Here is a 12,655-nt window from a genome sequence, read left to right on the forward strand (position 1 = left end):
CTGAACCGAGTCGGCTGACCCCCGGTGCGGCGACCCGAGCGAGGTGTCGATGAGCAGGGCGCGGCGGACGCCGAGGCAGGCCGACATCGCGCGTGTCGCCGGGGTTTCGCAGGCGACGGTCTCGGTGGTGCTGGGCGGGAACCGCACCGGCGTCCGGCTTTCCGAGCGCACCCGGCTGCGCGTGCTGGAAGCCGCCGAGCGGCTGGGGTACGTGCCGGACCCGGTGGCGACGCGGCTGGCGTCGGCGCGCAACAACCTGCTCGGCGTCTACACGTTCACCCCGGCCTTCCCGATCGACGTCGCCGACTCCTACTACCCGATCCTGGTCGGAATCGAGGCGGAAGCGGCCGCGCTCGGCCAGGACCTGATCATGTTCACCGCGTCCAGCGCGGTGCCCGACCACACCCGGATCCGCCGCACCCGGCTCGCCGACGGCTGCCTGTTCCTGGGCCGGCACGTCCCGGTGGCCGCGGTCGGCGAGCTGCTGGAGAGCGGCTTCCCGATCGTCTACATCGGACGCCGGACCGAGCTGGGCGGCACGATCCCCTACGTGGGCGCGGATTACGTGTCGGCCTCGGCCGAAGTCGTGACGCGGCTGGTGGGCGCGGGACACCGGCGCGTGCGGTACCTGCGCGAGCCGGACGAGGCCCCGTCGTCGGACGACCGCGAGCGCGGCGTCCGCACCGCGGCGGCCGACGCGGGCGCGGCGCTGACGGTGACCCGCACCGACGGCACGGATCTCTCCGCCGCGACGATCACCGCGTGGCTCGAAGACGGCGTGACGGCCCTGGTGGTCGAGGAGACGGACACCGGCGCGGTGTTCCACGCGACGCGGCGGGCCCTGGGTGAGGCGGGGGTGTCCGTGCCCGGCGACGTTTCCCTGGCGGTCCTCGGCCGCCCGCCCGGCGTCCCGGCGGGCCCGGAGATCAGCGGCTTCGAGGTGCCGCGCCGCGAGATGGGCCGGGCGGCGGTCCGGCTGCTGGCGTCGCTGCTCGACCCGGCCGCGGCCGACCCGTCGGTGCACCGGCTGCTGACGTGCCCGCCGGTGGCCGGCGCGACGATCGCGCCGGCGCCCTGAAGCGGCGCGGTCAGCGCAGCGCGTCGAGGTGCCCGGCGATCTCCGTGTTGACGTCGGCCTGGTGGTCGGCGAGGAAGAAGTGGCCGCCGGGGAACACTCGCATCGTGAAGGCGCCCGAAGTGTGCTCGCGCCAGGCCTCGGCTTCGGGCAGCGTCGTCTTCGGGTCGTGGTCGCCGGTGAGCACCGCGAGGGGCGCCGCGATCTTGCGGCCCGGCTCGCAGCGGTAGGTCTCGATCGCGGTGTAGTCGCCGCGGATCGCCGGCAGCGCCAGCCGCAGCAGCTCGTCGTCGCCGAACACCGCCGAGTCGGTGCCGTTGAGCAGCCGCAGCTCGGCGATCAGGCCCTGGTCGTCGCGCTCGTGGACGCGGTCGTCGCGGCGGGTCGAGGGCGCCCGCCGGCCGGACGCGATCACCGTGGCCGGCGCGTGGGTGCCGCCCTGTTCGAGCCGGTACGCCGTCTCGAACGCGAGCACCGCGCCCATGCTGTGCCCGAAGAACACCGTCGGCTTGGGGCTCAGCGCGGCGAGCTCTCCGGCGATCAGGTCGGCCAGCTTGCCGAGGTCCTCGACGCACGCCTCGCGCCGCCGGTCCTGGCGGCCCGGGTACTGCAGCGACACGACGTCGGTACCGGGGGAGAAGCGCACGGAGACCGGGTGGAAGAAGCTCGCCGAGCCGCCCGCGTACGGGAAGCACACCAGCCGGGCGGTGCTGCCGGTCGCGTCGTGGTACCGGCGGATCCAATCGGTCGTGGCGCCGTCGTCGGTGCGCAAGTCGTCCGCCCTCCAGGTCCGGGATATCGTCGTCGGGACCAGTGAAACACGGTCGGCCCGGTGTTTTCGCCGGTTTCGCCGGACCGCGCCCGACAGGAGAACCGGTGGCCGCGACGACGTACCTGTTCGTGCCGGGAGACCGGCCCGATCGCTTCGGCAAGGCCGTCGCGAGCGGCGCCGACGTCGTCGTCCTCGACCTCGAGGACGCGGTCGCCCCGGCGGACAAGGACACCGCCCGCGCCGCGGTGTCCGCATGGCTCGGCGACGGCCGGGCGAGGGGGACGGCGGTGCCGGCGGTGTCGGCGGTGCGGATCAACGCCGCCGGCACACCCTGGTTCGACGCCGACGCCGCCCTGGTCGCCGCGCACGGAGTCCCGGTGCTGGTGCCGAAAGCGGAGACGCCGGGGGTGCTGGCCGGGTTCGGCGAGGTGGTGGCCCTGGTCGAGACGGCGCTCGGCGTCGAACGCGCGGGTGAGCTGGCCGCCGTCGGATCGGTGACGCGGCTGGCGTTCGGCCACGTCGACCTGGCCGCCGAACTGGGTGTCGCGCCCGAAGACCCGGAGCCGTTCGCCTACGCGCGTTCGCGGCTGGTCGTGGCGTCGGCGGCGGCCGGGCTCGCGCCGCCGGTCGACGGCGTCACCACGGACCTGCACGACGAAGAGCGGCTCGCCGCCGACGTCCATTACGCGCGGCGCATGGGCTTCGCGGGCAAGCTCTGCGTGCACCCGAAGCAGATCGGCCCGGTGCGCGCCGGGTTCGCGCCGACCGAGGCCGAGCTCGGCTGGGCCCGCCGGGTCGTCACCGCGGGCGATTCGGTGTCTGCTGTGGACGGGAAGATGGTCGACAAGCCGGTGCTGGCCCGCGCCCGCCGGATCCTCGGGGAGCGGTGATGGGCCGGAAGACGCGGCAGGCCGGGTTGCGTCAGCCTCGATCGGGTGACGACGAGTTCTGCTTCCAGCTGCACCGCAGCGCGCTCGGCGAGTACGTCGAGGCGATCTGGGGCTGGGACGAGCCGGCGCAGCGCGCCTACCACGAGAAGAGCTTCGACGCGGCGCGCACGCAGATCATCACCGTCGACGGCCGGGACGCCGGCGCGCTGGTCGTCGACGACACCGGCCCCGACGTCGTCCTCGGCCGGATCGAGCTCGAGCCGCACCACCAGGGCCGCGGCATCGGCACGCACGTCGTCCGGGCCCTGGCCGCCGAAGCGGCGTCCCGCGGCCGCGACGTGGTGCTCGAGGTCCTCGACGTCAACACGCGCGCCCGGGCGTTCTACGAGCGGCTCGGCTTCCGCGAGACCGGCCGGCCCCGGCCGCACAAGATCGCGATGCGCTACACGGCGCCCTGACCCGGCGTCACCCGGAGCCGGCGCAGGCCCACGGTGACGACCGCCGTGGCGACGACGAGGTGCATCAGCATCAGGCCGACGACGTTGGCGGCGGTCGCGCCCGCGCTCAGCAGCAGGACGTCCGGGATCCAGGTCAGCGCGAGCGCCACGGGGACGATGACGCGCAGGGCCCGCGGGGCCCGCTTGGCGAGCACGTTCCAGCCCAGGACGCCGAGGACGAAGCCGACGACGGTCGCGGGCAGGTAGGCGGCCGGGGTCAGGCCCATGCCGATGCCGCCGTCGTCGAGTGCGGCCGCGCTGAGCCCGAGGACGGTGTTGACGGCCGCGGCGGCCAGCGCGGTGGCGCCGTACCGGAGAGCGACGGCCGAAGCGGGAGTGGTGGCGGTGGTGGTCATCGCTGCTCCTTGGGTTGCGTGTGCAACCCAAGGTAGGTTGAGTTGCGTGTTAAAGTCAAGCCGTGAGCGAGCGAGACGGGGAAACCGAGCCGGTGCGCTGGCTCGACGACGACCAGCACCGGGCGTGGATCAACCTGGTGAAGGTGCTGATGTCGCTGCCGGGGGTGCTGGAGAGCCAGCTCCTGCGCGACGCCGATCTCACGCTGCTGGGGTACATGATCCTGGCCCGCCTGTCGGCGGTCCCCGGCGAAACCCTGCGGATGAGCCAGATCGCGGAGATGGCCAACGGGTCGCTCCCGCGCATCTCGCACGCGGTCGCGCGGCTCGAGGACCGGGGCTGGGTGACCCGCACGGTGTGCACCGGCCAGGGCCGCCGCTTCACCGTCGCGACCCTGACCGACGCGGGCCGCGCGCACCTGGAGGCGTCGGCCGCCGGCCACGTCGCCACCGTCCGCCGGCTGGTCGTCGAGCCGCTGGGGGACGACTTCGTGCGGCTCGGTGACTCCGTCGAGCGGATCGTCGAGATCCTCGGGCTGCCCACGGCGTCGCTGAAGCCGTGATCTCACCGGGCCGGGGAGCCCGCGCCGGGACCGCCTGCCGGGTGAGCGGCAGACGGTCCCGCGCCGGGCGGTCCCGCTCCGCTGGGGCACGGGACGGGACGCCGGTCCGGATGACCGCGAGGTCGTGCGCCCCCCTCGGCACCACGCCCGGTCCGCCTCGTTCTAGCCCAGCCACCCGGGGACCGGTCCCCGGTGTGCGTCACCCGGTGATCCTGCGCGCCGCCGCCAGTTGCCCTTCCTTGTGCCGGTGCTCGCGGGACAGGTCGGCGGCGTGGTGCGGGACGAGCCCCTCCTGCACGGCGCGTTCGACCGCGACCCACGTCCGGACCCAGCCGGTGCGTTCCTTGCACCGCACGTCCCGGATGGCGACGGCGATCTCGTGCGGCGACGCGCGGCCCGCGCCGAACGCGGGATCCTCGATCGCGGCTTGCGGGTCGGGATAGCGGAACCCGGCCTCCGCCATGCACCGCGACCACACCGCCGCGGCCGCGGTGACCGGCGGGGTGGTCCGGGTGATGTCGTAACTGCGTTGGCTCAAGGCGAAACCCACCGGTTCCTGGCCGGGTTTCCCGTCGGGCGCGAGAGTCCGGTCCGCCTCGCCCGCGCACCCGCCGGGTGGGACGTCACGTCCTCCGCCCGTGCCGGTGATCATGGCGACGACGTCCGGTGCTGGCGGCGGCCGGTCGGCGCCGTGCGGGGCGAACACCGCCGGGTCGCGGTAGCCGTACGCCGCCGCCTCGGCCGCGTCGACGAGACCGTGCCGCCGCGGCTTGGCGGCGTCCCGCACCGGATCGACGGGCGGGAAGATGAACGAGAGCCCGCGGGCGGCGAGACAGCGTTCCATCAAGGTGTTGCGGGCCTTGATGACCTCCAGCTCTTCGACCGGCGTCAGCTGCGACCGGTCGAGCGGGAGGTCGAGACCGTGCACCGTCGACAGGTCACGGGGAACCTTGCCGAGCGCGGCGGCGAGGTCGTCCGCACCGAAGTCGGACGTCGCGGCGGGCGCCGCCGAACAACCGGCGACGATCGCCAGCACCGCGGCGAAGGTTATGACGCGGCTGGATGTGGCCACGGCTGGACCTCCGGTTCGCGACCGGGACCGCGCCGGTGCGGCGCGGTCCCGGCCGGTGCGGCTAGAACTGATCGCGGTTCGCGCAGTCGGAGGACGCCCCTGCACTCCCCGGCCACTTGAAGCTCGCGTTCTGGTTCTTCATGGTGGCGTTGAAGTTTCCGGAGGAGTACGGGGCGAACGACTGCGACGCGACACTGCCGTTGCAGCCGCTGTTGTAGTAGACCGTCGCCGTGTAGGACCAGTTGTTGGTCACCGACGCGGCATGGTTCTTCACCTGGACGCCCAAGCCGTTGCTGGTGGTGCCGACCTTGTTGAACAGCTCGTCGCCGAGGTTGCCGTCCGAATGGAAGTAGTCGCCGTGAGCGCCGGCGTTGCCGCTGTTGAAGTAGAAGCAGAAATAGGCGCTCGGGCAGGCGGCGCTCGCCGCCGGGCTCACGGTCGCCGCCTGGGCGGCCGGGGCCGCGATGAGCCCGGCCGCGGCCAGGACGGCACCGATCGCGATTTTCCGCACCTTCGACATCATGGGTTCTCCCTCGTTCGTGGTCCTGCACCGCTTCCACGCCCGAACTGGACCCGGGTTGAGGCCGGACCGCGAAGAGAACCCGGGTGGAGCAACGTCAGGGGACCAGGACGATCCGGCCCGGCGCGTGTCCCTCGGCCAGCATCTGTTGGGCCGTCGCGGCTTCCTCCAGCGGGAACGTCCGCGCCACCCGCACCCGGAGCGTCCCCGCCTCCGCCAGGGCGGCGACCGTGCGCAGGTCGGCGGGGACGAGGCGGGCGAACACCGGTGTCACACCCGGGACGTCGAACTCGGCGACCGACGCGACCCGCGTGCCGAGGCCCGGAGTCGCCCTCAGCGTTCCGCGCCCGGCCGTGTCCAGGACGGCGTCGACACCCTCCGGGGCAAGGGCGCGGACGCGCTCGGCGAGGCCGTCGCCGTAGCGGATCGGCTCCACGCCCAGGGAACGCAGGTAGCCGTGGTTGGCTTCGGACGCCGTGCCCAGCACCCGGACGCCGCGGCTGACGGCGAGCTGCGCGGCCAGCGAGCCGACGCCGCCCGCGGCCGCGTGGACCAGCAGCGTCTCGCCGGGCTTCAGGGCGAGCGTGTCGACGGCCTGCACCGCGGTGAGCCCGGCCAGCGGCAGCCCCGCCGCCTCGGCCCACGGGACGCCGCGGGGCTTGCGGACCAGCGTCCGGACGTCGGCGGCGACCAGCTCCGCGTAGGCGCCGTTGCGGTGTTCGACCTCGCCGCGGACGTAGCCGATCACCTCGTCGCCGGGCGCGAACTCGGGCGCGGCGGGGCCGGCGCGCCCGACCACCCCGGCGACGTCCCAGCCGGGCACGACCGGGAAGTAGGACGCGCGGAACCCGGCCAGCACTCCTGATCGGACGCCGAGGTCGGCCGGGTTGAGCGCGGCGGCCCGCACCCGCACGAGCACGCCGTCGAGGTCGACCACGGGCTCGGGCAGCTCGGCGACCGCCAGCACCTCGGGGCCGCCGTACCGGTGGTGGACAACGGCTTTCACGGCTGCACGACCCGCATCGGCAGGTCGCCCAGCGCGTGGTGCCGGACGATCTTCCACTCGCCGTCGACGCGCCGCAGTTCGGTGTCGTAGTACCCCGACTCGACGGCCTGGATCGTACGTTCGGGCGTGGTCCGGACCTCGAACACGACGAACTGGGCGTTGAGGTGGGCGGTGTCGCCGTCGACGGTGATCAGGTGATCGGCGGTGACGTGGTGGCTGGACCCGCCTTCGGGGTGCGGGGCCATGAAGTTCTCGACGGCGTACCGCACACCGGCGCCGCCGGTCAGCGGCTCGCCGACCGGCTCGTACTGGTCGGGCCCGGCCTTCCGGAAGATCCGGACGACGGCGTCGTCGGTGAACAGGGCGCCTTGGGCGGCGCCGTCGCGCCGGTCGGTGGCGCGGACGTAGCGGGCCAGGACTTCCTGGACCGCGCGTTCGTCGGACACGGGGTGACCTTTCGTCGGTGGTGGCTGTGCTTCCAGCCAACCGCGCCGTGACCGGCGGAACGATGCCGTCCGGGCCGCCGATCATTACCCTGGAGGTATGGATCGACTGGAGACCCGCGAGCTCGCCTACTTCGTGACGGTCGCCGAAGAGCTGCACTTCGGCCGCGCGGCCGAGCGGCTCGGGATCGCGGCCCCGCCGTTGTCGCGGGCGATCGCCCGGCTGGAACGGCGCCTGGGCGTGCGGTTGTTCGACCGGACGAGCCGCCGCGTGTCGCTCACCGACGCCGGCCGCGTCTTCCTGGCCGACAGCCGGTCGGCGCTGGCCGCGGTCGACCGGGCGGCCCGGCGCGCCCGGCGGGCGGGACGCTCATCGCCGCTGACGGTCGCGGTGCGCTCGGGCACCGCCGCCGGCGTGCTGTCCGAGCTGGTCGAGGCGTTCGCCCGCGCGTACCCGGTGGAGCTGCTGTTCACCACCGACCAGGTCGGCGCCCTCCGCGGCGGCGCCGCCGACGTCGCCCTGCTCTGCGCGAGCAACGACCTCGCCGGGTTCGTCACCACGGACGTCGCCGAAGAGCTGCCGGTGGCCCTGGTCCCGGTGTCGCACCCGTTCGCCGCCCGCCCGGCGGTCTCGATCGCCGACCTCCGCCGCGAAGACGCGTTCCGGACGGAGTGCCCGCAGCTGCCCCTGGACGAGATCGTGGACCGGGTAGCGGTCGGCCAGCTGCTGGCGGTCGTCGGCCACGGCGCGGTGAGCCGGGCCGGTGACGCTGTCGTGGGAGTGCCGGTGGCGGACTGCCCGCCGACCCGGGTGGTGCTGGCCCGCTTGGCGGGTGAGGTGGGCGCGGAGGTGAAGGCGTTCGAGCGTACGGCGAGGGATGTTGCGGCTCGAAGGCTTGCCGTGGCGGCGATCGCTTAGCCGGTTGGGGTTTGTGTGCTTGGTGTTGTGGCGGGGTTGCCCGCCGACCCGGGTGGTGCTGGCTCGCCTGGCGGGGGAGGTGGGCGCGGAGGTGGAGGCGTTCGAGCGTACGGCGAGGGATGTTGTGGCGCGCAGGCTTGCCGTGGCGGCGATCGCGTAGTGGTAGTTTCCGCGGATGCTCACGCCCGAAGACGAATGGTACGCCGTGCGTTGCGTTTTCCGGTGGGACGGCTCCCACGGCACGCCGTTCGAAGAACGGATCACGTTGTGGCGGGCCGGAAGTCTCGACGCCGCCATCGGGCTGGCCGAGCGGGAAGCCCGCGAGTACGCCGCGGCGGCCGACGTCACCTACCTGCAGTTCGCCCAGGCGTACGCGCTGCGGGAACGCGGCGAGCTCCGGCCGGGCGCCGAGGTGTTTTCGTTGCTGCGGGACAGTTCCCTGCCGCCGTCGGAGTACCTGGACGCGTACTTCGACGACGGCCGGGAACACTGGCGCGGCTCAGCAGCGGGGTAGCGTGGCCCGCAGCAGGTTCGGGTCCTTCCGCGTCAGGTACGCCGCGCTCAGCACGTAAACCTCACTGCCGCGCACCGCGATCGACGTCGGGTTCTGCAGGCCGTCGGCGGCGTCCAGCACCGTCGACGCCGTTCCGTCCGCGCTGATCCGGACGACCTTGTTCGGGCTGTCGAGCGCGGCGAGGATCTCGTCGCCGCGGCCGGTGAACGTGAAGTCGTCGATGCCCGCGACGTCCGTCGCCTTGATCCGCGGGGTGCCCGCCCGGCCGTTCGGCAGGATCGGGATGCGGAGCACGGTGCCGCGATCGAGGTTGGTCACCCAGAGGGCGCCGTCGTGGAGCTTGGCGCCGTTCGCGCCGAGGAAGCCGTTCGGGACGAGCTCCGTCGCGGTGGACCAGGATTTCGCTGTCCCGCCGGCGAAGGGGACCGTCCACACGGTACCGAGCACCGAATCGGTGACGAAGAAGCGGTGCCCGTCGAACGCCAGCCCGTTCGGCAGGCCGGTCCCGGGCAGCGCGGCGATCCGCTCGGGCGTGCCGCCCGGGCGCAGCCGCCACAGCCCCGTCAGGTCGTCGGTTCCGGTCGCGTACAACACATACAGGGTCCCGTCGGCCGTCCGGACGATGCCGGTCGTCAGCGGGAAACCCAGGGCCGGAGCCCCGCCGCCGCCGGCCGGAGCGGGCAGCGTCGCCAGGATCCGCGTCCGGCCCGCCCGGTCCACGCGGGCGACCTGACGCGCGCCGGCGAAGGTGACGTCGGCGGAACCGTCGGGTTCCAGGGCGACGTTCTCCGGCTGCTGCCCGGCCGTCAGATCGAAGTGCACCACGTCGCGCGACGCCGCCGAGGCCGGTGTGGCGGTGGCGACGGTCGCCAGGAGGGTGAGGGTCAAGAGCGTCTTCTTCATGGTTCCTTCGTTTTTCCGGCGCGTTCGAGGAACGCGCGGTGGGTGAAAACCGTGCGGTGCGAGGAAAAAATGTCAGGGCCGAACGGGGGCGACCTCGGCTGTGACGTCCCGGGCGAGCAGCTGCAGCGCGTGCGCCGACGCCGAATCCGGCTCCGCCGTGGCGACCACGATCCGCTGCCCCTGCTCGGTGTGCAGGGTCTGCTGGGTGAGCGTCATGGCGCCCACGATCGCGTGGTGCATCTCGTAGACGCCGACGTCGCAGGCGCGGACGCGGTGGTCCGACCACAGCGCGGCGAACTCCGGGCTCTTCATCGACAGCTCGCCGATCAGCGACGCCAGCAGCGGGTCGTCGGGGTGCTGCCCGGCCGCCAGCCGCAGGTTGCCGACGACGTCGCGGGCCTTCGCCGCCCAGCCGGGGTACAGCTCGCGGGTGTGCGCGTCGGTGAACACCAGCCGCGTCATGTTGGGGCGCGCGCCCTTGTCCTCCGGCGAGCCGAATCCGAGGTGCCCGGCGTGGAGCGCGTGCCCGGTCCGGGTCCAGGCGAGGACGTCGCCGCGCCGGCCGAGCACGACGACCGGCACGTCCCCGAGCGCGGCCATCAGCTGGCGCGTCGCCGGGGTGAGCCGCTCGGGCGCCGGCCGGCGGTTCCCCGCCCGGCGGCGGGGCCCGGCCAGGTTGTGCAGGTGCCGGCGTTCGGTGTCGTCCAGCGCGAGCGCCCCGGCGATCGCGTCGAGCACCTCGGCGGAGGCGTTGAGGGAGTAGCCCTGCTCGAGCCGCGCGTAGTACGACGCGCTCACGCCGGCCAGCAGCGCGAGCTCCTCCCGGCGCAGGCCCGGCACCCGCCGCCGGTCGCCGTGCTCGGCCAGCCCGACGTCCTCGGGCCGCAGCCGGGCGCGCCGGGTCTGCAGGAACTCACCGAGCTGCCGTCGTCCGTCCATGGCTCCAGTGTCGAGCCTGGGGCGAACCCGAGCCACACCCTGGCACGGGGACCCTTGTGCATCGCCCGGCGTTCAGGTATCCAATCAAGCGTCACATGTATGCCACTGGTTCATGTACGTGAACGGAGTAGCAGTGTTGCCACTCGGAAACCTTCGCCGCCTCGGTGTTCTGGCCGTGGTGACGGCGACCCTCGGCGGGGCGCTGTCCGGAGTCGCGTCGGCCGGCCCGGCCACGACCGCCGGGGTGTGCTCGCTGCCCGGGATCGAACGGCTCTGCCCGCCCAAGACCGTCGTGCTCGACGGGAACCGCCTCCTGCTGAACAAACTCGCCCTGCTGCTCGGGGACAAGACCGTCAAGACGTCGCTCGGGAATCTCGTCGAGCAGGCCGACGTCGCGGTCGAGGACGGCCCGTGGACCGTCGCCGACAAGGAGCGGGTGCCGCCCAGTGGCGACAAGCACGACTACCTGAGCCTCGCGCCGTACTGGTGGCCCAGCCAGCCTAAGACCGCGGCGAACCCGCTCGGCTGCCCGTACGTCCAGCGGGACGGCGTGCTCAACCCCGAGACCACGGCCGTGTCCGACAAGGCCGAGCGGCTCAAGGCGTTCAGCTCGATCTACCGGCTGTCGCTGGCCTGGTACTACACCGGCAAAGCCGACTACGCGCGGCGCGCGGCGCTCGACCTGCGCACCTGGTTCCTCGACGCCGCCACGAAGATGAACCCGAACCTGAACTTCGCGCAGGGCATCCCGTGCAAGAACGACGGCCGCGGGATCGGCATCATCGAGTTCTCCTACACCTTCACCCAGGTGCTCGACGCCGCCGCGATCCTGAGCACCGGCGCGCCGGGCTGGTCGAAGGCCGACGAAAGCGCGTTCAAGGGCTGGTCGGGTGACTTCCTGACCTGGCTGCGCACCAGCAAGTACGGCCAGGACGAGGCCGCGGCCCAGAACAACCACGGCACGTTCATGGACGTGCTGACCGCCGGGATCGCGCTCTACACCGGGCAGAGCGGCGTCACCGAGGACATCCTCGAGAAGGCCAAGGCGGGCCGGATCGACCACCGGATCGCCGCCGACGGCAGCCAGCCGGAGGAGGTGGCGCGCACCCGCACGTTCCACTACTCGACGTTCAACCTGGTCGCGCTGACCCGGCTCGCGCAGATCGGCAGCCACGCCGGCGTCGACCTGTGGGGCTACCGGAACCCGCAGGGCGCCGGCATCACCAAGGCCGTCGACTTCCTGCTCCCGGCGGCCACCGGCGGCGCCGCGCAGTGGCCCTACCCGGACCTGAACTTCACCCAGTACGCGGCCTTGGACAGCGTCCACGCCGCCGCGGACGCCGGTGACCGCCTGGCCCGCGCCGCGCTCCCGCGGGTCCCGGCACCGCCGGGCGGCGACCTCTACCCGGTCCGGCCGGCGGCCGAGCAGCTCGACGACATCTCGACGACCGGCTGAGTCACCGGGAAAGCAGTTCCGTGATCGCCGCGGTGGGGACGAACTCGTCCGCCACCGCGGCGAGCGCCGGGTCGAGGGTGACGAACCGGTCGGCCTGCAGCTTCGCGACGGCCAGGTATTCGGCCATCCCGATGCCGGGCCAGTCGAGCCGCGCGGCGATCTGCCACGCCGTCGAGCGCGAGACGCGGTCGCCGAGCAGCCGGATCTTCAGGCCCGCCAGGCGTTCCAGCAGGGCCAAGCCGTCTTTCTCGGTGCGTTCGCCCCGGCGGACGCTCTCGTAGAGGTGCGCCATCGCGTGCGACCGCAGCACGCTCGGGGCGACGAGCCGGTGTTCCGGGGCCACCGCCACCCGGTCTTCGGCCAGGCGCAGCGCGGTCAGGGCGTCGATGCCGAAGCGGGTCATCCCGCCTCGCCCGGCCAGGCGTCGACGACCTCGACGTGCCGCGGCCCGCCCGAGCCCGCGAGGTGGCGGAACCACGCCGCGCACTCCGGCACCGAGCCGATGGTCCGAGCCGCTTCCTCCGCCTCTGCGCGGCTGCGCCCCAGAATGACGTCGAGCCGGCCGCCGTCGTCCTCCCGGGTCAGGTACGCGGCGAGGCCGCCCGGGAACCGGCGGCGCAGCGCGACCACCGTCGCCGGGCGTTCCGCCGGCAGCGCCGCTTCGGCGCCGTCGTGGATCGTGAAGCGGGCCGGTTCCATGGTCGTCACCGGGCCAGGGTAACCGGACAGGAAT

The 12,655-nt window shown here is 73.5% G+C and carries 17 protein-coding genes; 7 read left to right on the forward strand and 10 right to left on the reverse strand.

Features of this window, described 5'->3' with window-relative positions; translation table 11 throughout:
- Nucleotides 1–49 precede the first annotated feature (49 nt).
- Entirely contained in the window at nt 50–1,078 is a 1,029-nt protein-coding gene (locus tag OG494_RS02055; protein WP_328451357.1) for a LacI family DNA-binding transcriptional regulator, read from the forward strand.
- A gap of 10 nt (nt 1,079–1,088) precedes the next feature.
- Here OG494_RS02055 and OG494_RS02060 read toward each other — a convergent pair whose 3' ends face one another.
- Nucleotides 1,089–1,847: a thioesterase II family protein gene (locus OG494_RS02060; protein WP_328451358.1), complete on the reverse strand. Its 759-nt coding sequence runs from the start codon at nt 1,845–1,847 to the stop codon at nt 1,089–1,091.
- Between the two features lie 104 nt (nt 1,848–1,951).
- Here OG494_RS02060 and OG494_RS02065 point away from each other — a divergent pair, with 104 nt between their 5' ends.
- Complete coding sequence (locus OG494_RS02065; RefSeq protein ID WP_328451360.1) at nt 1,952–2,737, forward strand: HpcH/HpaI aldolase/citrate lyase family protein; 786 nt, start codon at nt 1,952–1,954, stop codon at nt 2,735–2,737.
- Entirely contained in the window at nt 2,737–3,195 is a 459-nt protein-coding gene (locus tag OG494_RS02070) for a GNAT family N-acetyltransferase (protein ID WP_328451362.1), read from the forward strand. The genes OG494_RS02065 and OG494_RS02070 overlap by 1 nt, the downstream gene beginning before the upstream one ends.
- Here the strand turns inward: OG494_RS02070 and OG494_RS02075 are convergent.
- The gene (locus OG494_RS02075; protein WP_328451364.1) at nt 3,180–3,590 is read right to left on the reverse strand and encodes a DUF6069 family protein; all 411 of its coding nucleotides are present in this window, start codon (nt 3,588–3,590) and stop codon (nt 3,180–3,182) included. The two genes, OG494_RS02070 and OG494_RS02075, sit on opposite strands and share 16 nt — an antisense overlap.
- 62 nt (nt 3,591–3,652) lie before the next feature.
- Between OG494_RS02075 and OG494_RS02080 the strand changes: the two genes are divergently transcribed.
- Nucleotides 3,653–4,150 (forward strand): MarR family winged helix-turn-helix transcriptional regulator, encoded by a 498-nt coding sequence (locus OG494_RS02080; protein ID WP_328451366.1) that lies wholly within the window; start codon nt 3,653–3,655, stop codon nt 4,148–4,150.
- 199 nt (nt 4,151–4,349) lie between these two features.
- Here OG494_RS02080 and OG494_RS02085 read toward each other — a convergent pair whose 3' ends face one another.
- From OG494_RS02085 to OG494_RS02100, 4 genes are all read right to left on the reverse strand, one after another.
- Entirely contained in the window at nt 4,350–5,222 is an 873-nt protein-coding gene (locus OG494_RS02085) for a hypothetical protein (RefSeq protein ID WP_328451368.1), read from the reverse strand.
- Between the two features lie 61 nt (nt 5,223–5,283).
- On the reverse strand, nt 5,284–5,745 hold the full coding sequence (locus OG494_RS02090) for a peptidase inhibitor family I36 protein (protein ID WP_328451370.1): 462 nt from the start codon (nt 5,743–5,745) through the stop codon (nt 5,284–5,286).
- A 94-nt stretch (nt 5,746–5,839) separates the two neighbouring features.
- Nucleotides 5,840–6,748 (reverse strand): NADP-dependent oxidoreductase, encoded by a 909-nt coding sequence (locus OG494_RS02095; RefSeq protein ID WP_328451372.1) that lies wholly within the window; start codon nt 6,746–6,748, stop codon nt 5,840–5,842.
- The gene (locus tag OG494_RS02100; RefSeq protein WP_328451374.1) at nt 6,745–7,194 is read right to left on the reverse strand and encodes a nuclear transport factor 2 family protein; all 450 of its coding nucleotides are present in this window, start codon (nt 7,192–7,194) and stop codon (nt 6,745–6,747) included. Before OG494_RS02100 ends, OG494_RS02095 begins: the two co-directional genes overlap by 4 nt.
- Before the next feature lie 97 nt (nt 7,195–7,291).
- On the opposite strand from OG494_RS02100, the gene OG494_RS02105 reads away from it, so the two are divergent.
- Both OG494_RS02105 and OG494_RS02110 read left to right on the forward strand, forming a co-directional pair.
- The gene (locus tag OG494_RS02105; protein WP_328451376.1) at nt 7,292–8,110 is read left to right on the forward strand and encodes a LysR family transcriptional regulator; all 819 of its coding nucleotides are present in this window, start codon (nt 7,292–7,294) and stop codon (nt 8,108–8,110) included.
- Between the two features lie 175 nt (nt 8,111–8,285).
- On the forward strand, nt 8,286–8,624 hold the full coding sequence (locus OG494_RS02110; RefSeq protein WP_328451378.1) for a hypothetical protein: 339 nt from the start codon (nt 8,286–8,288) through the stop codon (nt 8,622–8,624).
- Here the strand turns inward: OG494_RS02110 and OG494_RS02115 are convergent.
- Nucleotides 8,610–9,527, reverse strand: a complete 918-nt coding sequence (locus OG494_RS02115) for an SMP-30/gluconolactonase/LRE family protein (RefSeq protein ID WP_328451380.1) — start codon at nt 9,525–9,527, stop codon at nt 8,610–8,612. The two genes, OG494_RS02110 and OG494_RS02115, sit on opposite strands and share 15 nt — an antisense overlap.
- Nucleotides 9,528–9,599: 72 nt before the next feature.
- On the reverse strand, nt 9,600–10,466 hold the full coding sequence (locus OG494_RS02120; RefSeq protein WP_328451382.1) for a helix-turn-helix domain-containing protein: 867 nt from the start codon (nt 10,464–10,466) through the stop codon (nt 9,600–9,602).
- A 178-nt stretch (nt 10,467–10,644) separates the two neighbouring features.
- Here OG494_RS02120 and OG494_RS02125 point away from each other — a divergent pair, with 178 nt between their 5' ends.
- Nucleotides 10,645–11,922 (forward strand): alginate lyase family protein, encoded by a 1,278-nt coding sequence (locus OG494_RS02125; RefSeq protein ID WP_328451384.1) that lies wholly within the window; start codon nt 10,645–10,647, stop codon nt 11,920–11,922.
- A 1-nt stretch (nt 11,923) separates the two neighbouring features.
- Here the strand turns inward: OG494_RS02125 and OG494_RS02130 are convergent, their stop codons facing one another.
- Both OG494_RS02130 and OG494_RS02135 read right to left on the reverse strand, forming a co-directional pair.
- Nucleotides 11,924–12,325: a hypothetical protein gene (locus OG494_RS02130; RefSeq protein WP_328451386.1), complete on the reverse strand. Its 402-nt coding sequence runs from the start codon at nt 12,323–12,325 to the stop codon at nt 11,924–11,926.
- Nucleotides 12,322–12,630, reverse strand: a complete 309-nt coding sequence (locus OG494_RS02135) for a hypothetical protein (protein WP_328451388.1) — start codon at nt 12,628–12,630, stop codon at nt 12,322–12,324. Before OG494_RS02135 ends, OG494_RS02130 begins: the two co-directional genes overlap by 4 nt.
- Between the last annotated feature and the right edge of the window lie 25 nt (nt 12,631–12,655).

This window comes from Amycolatopsis sp. NBC_00438 (assembly GCF_036026695.1).
GTDB lineage: Bacteria > Actinomycetota > Actinomycetes > Mycobacteriales > Pseudonocardiaceae > Amycolatopsis.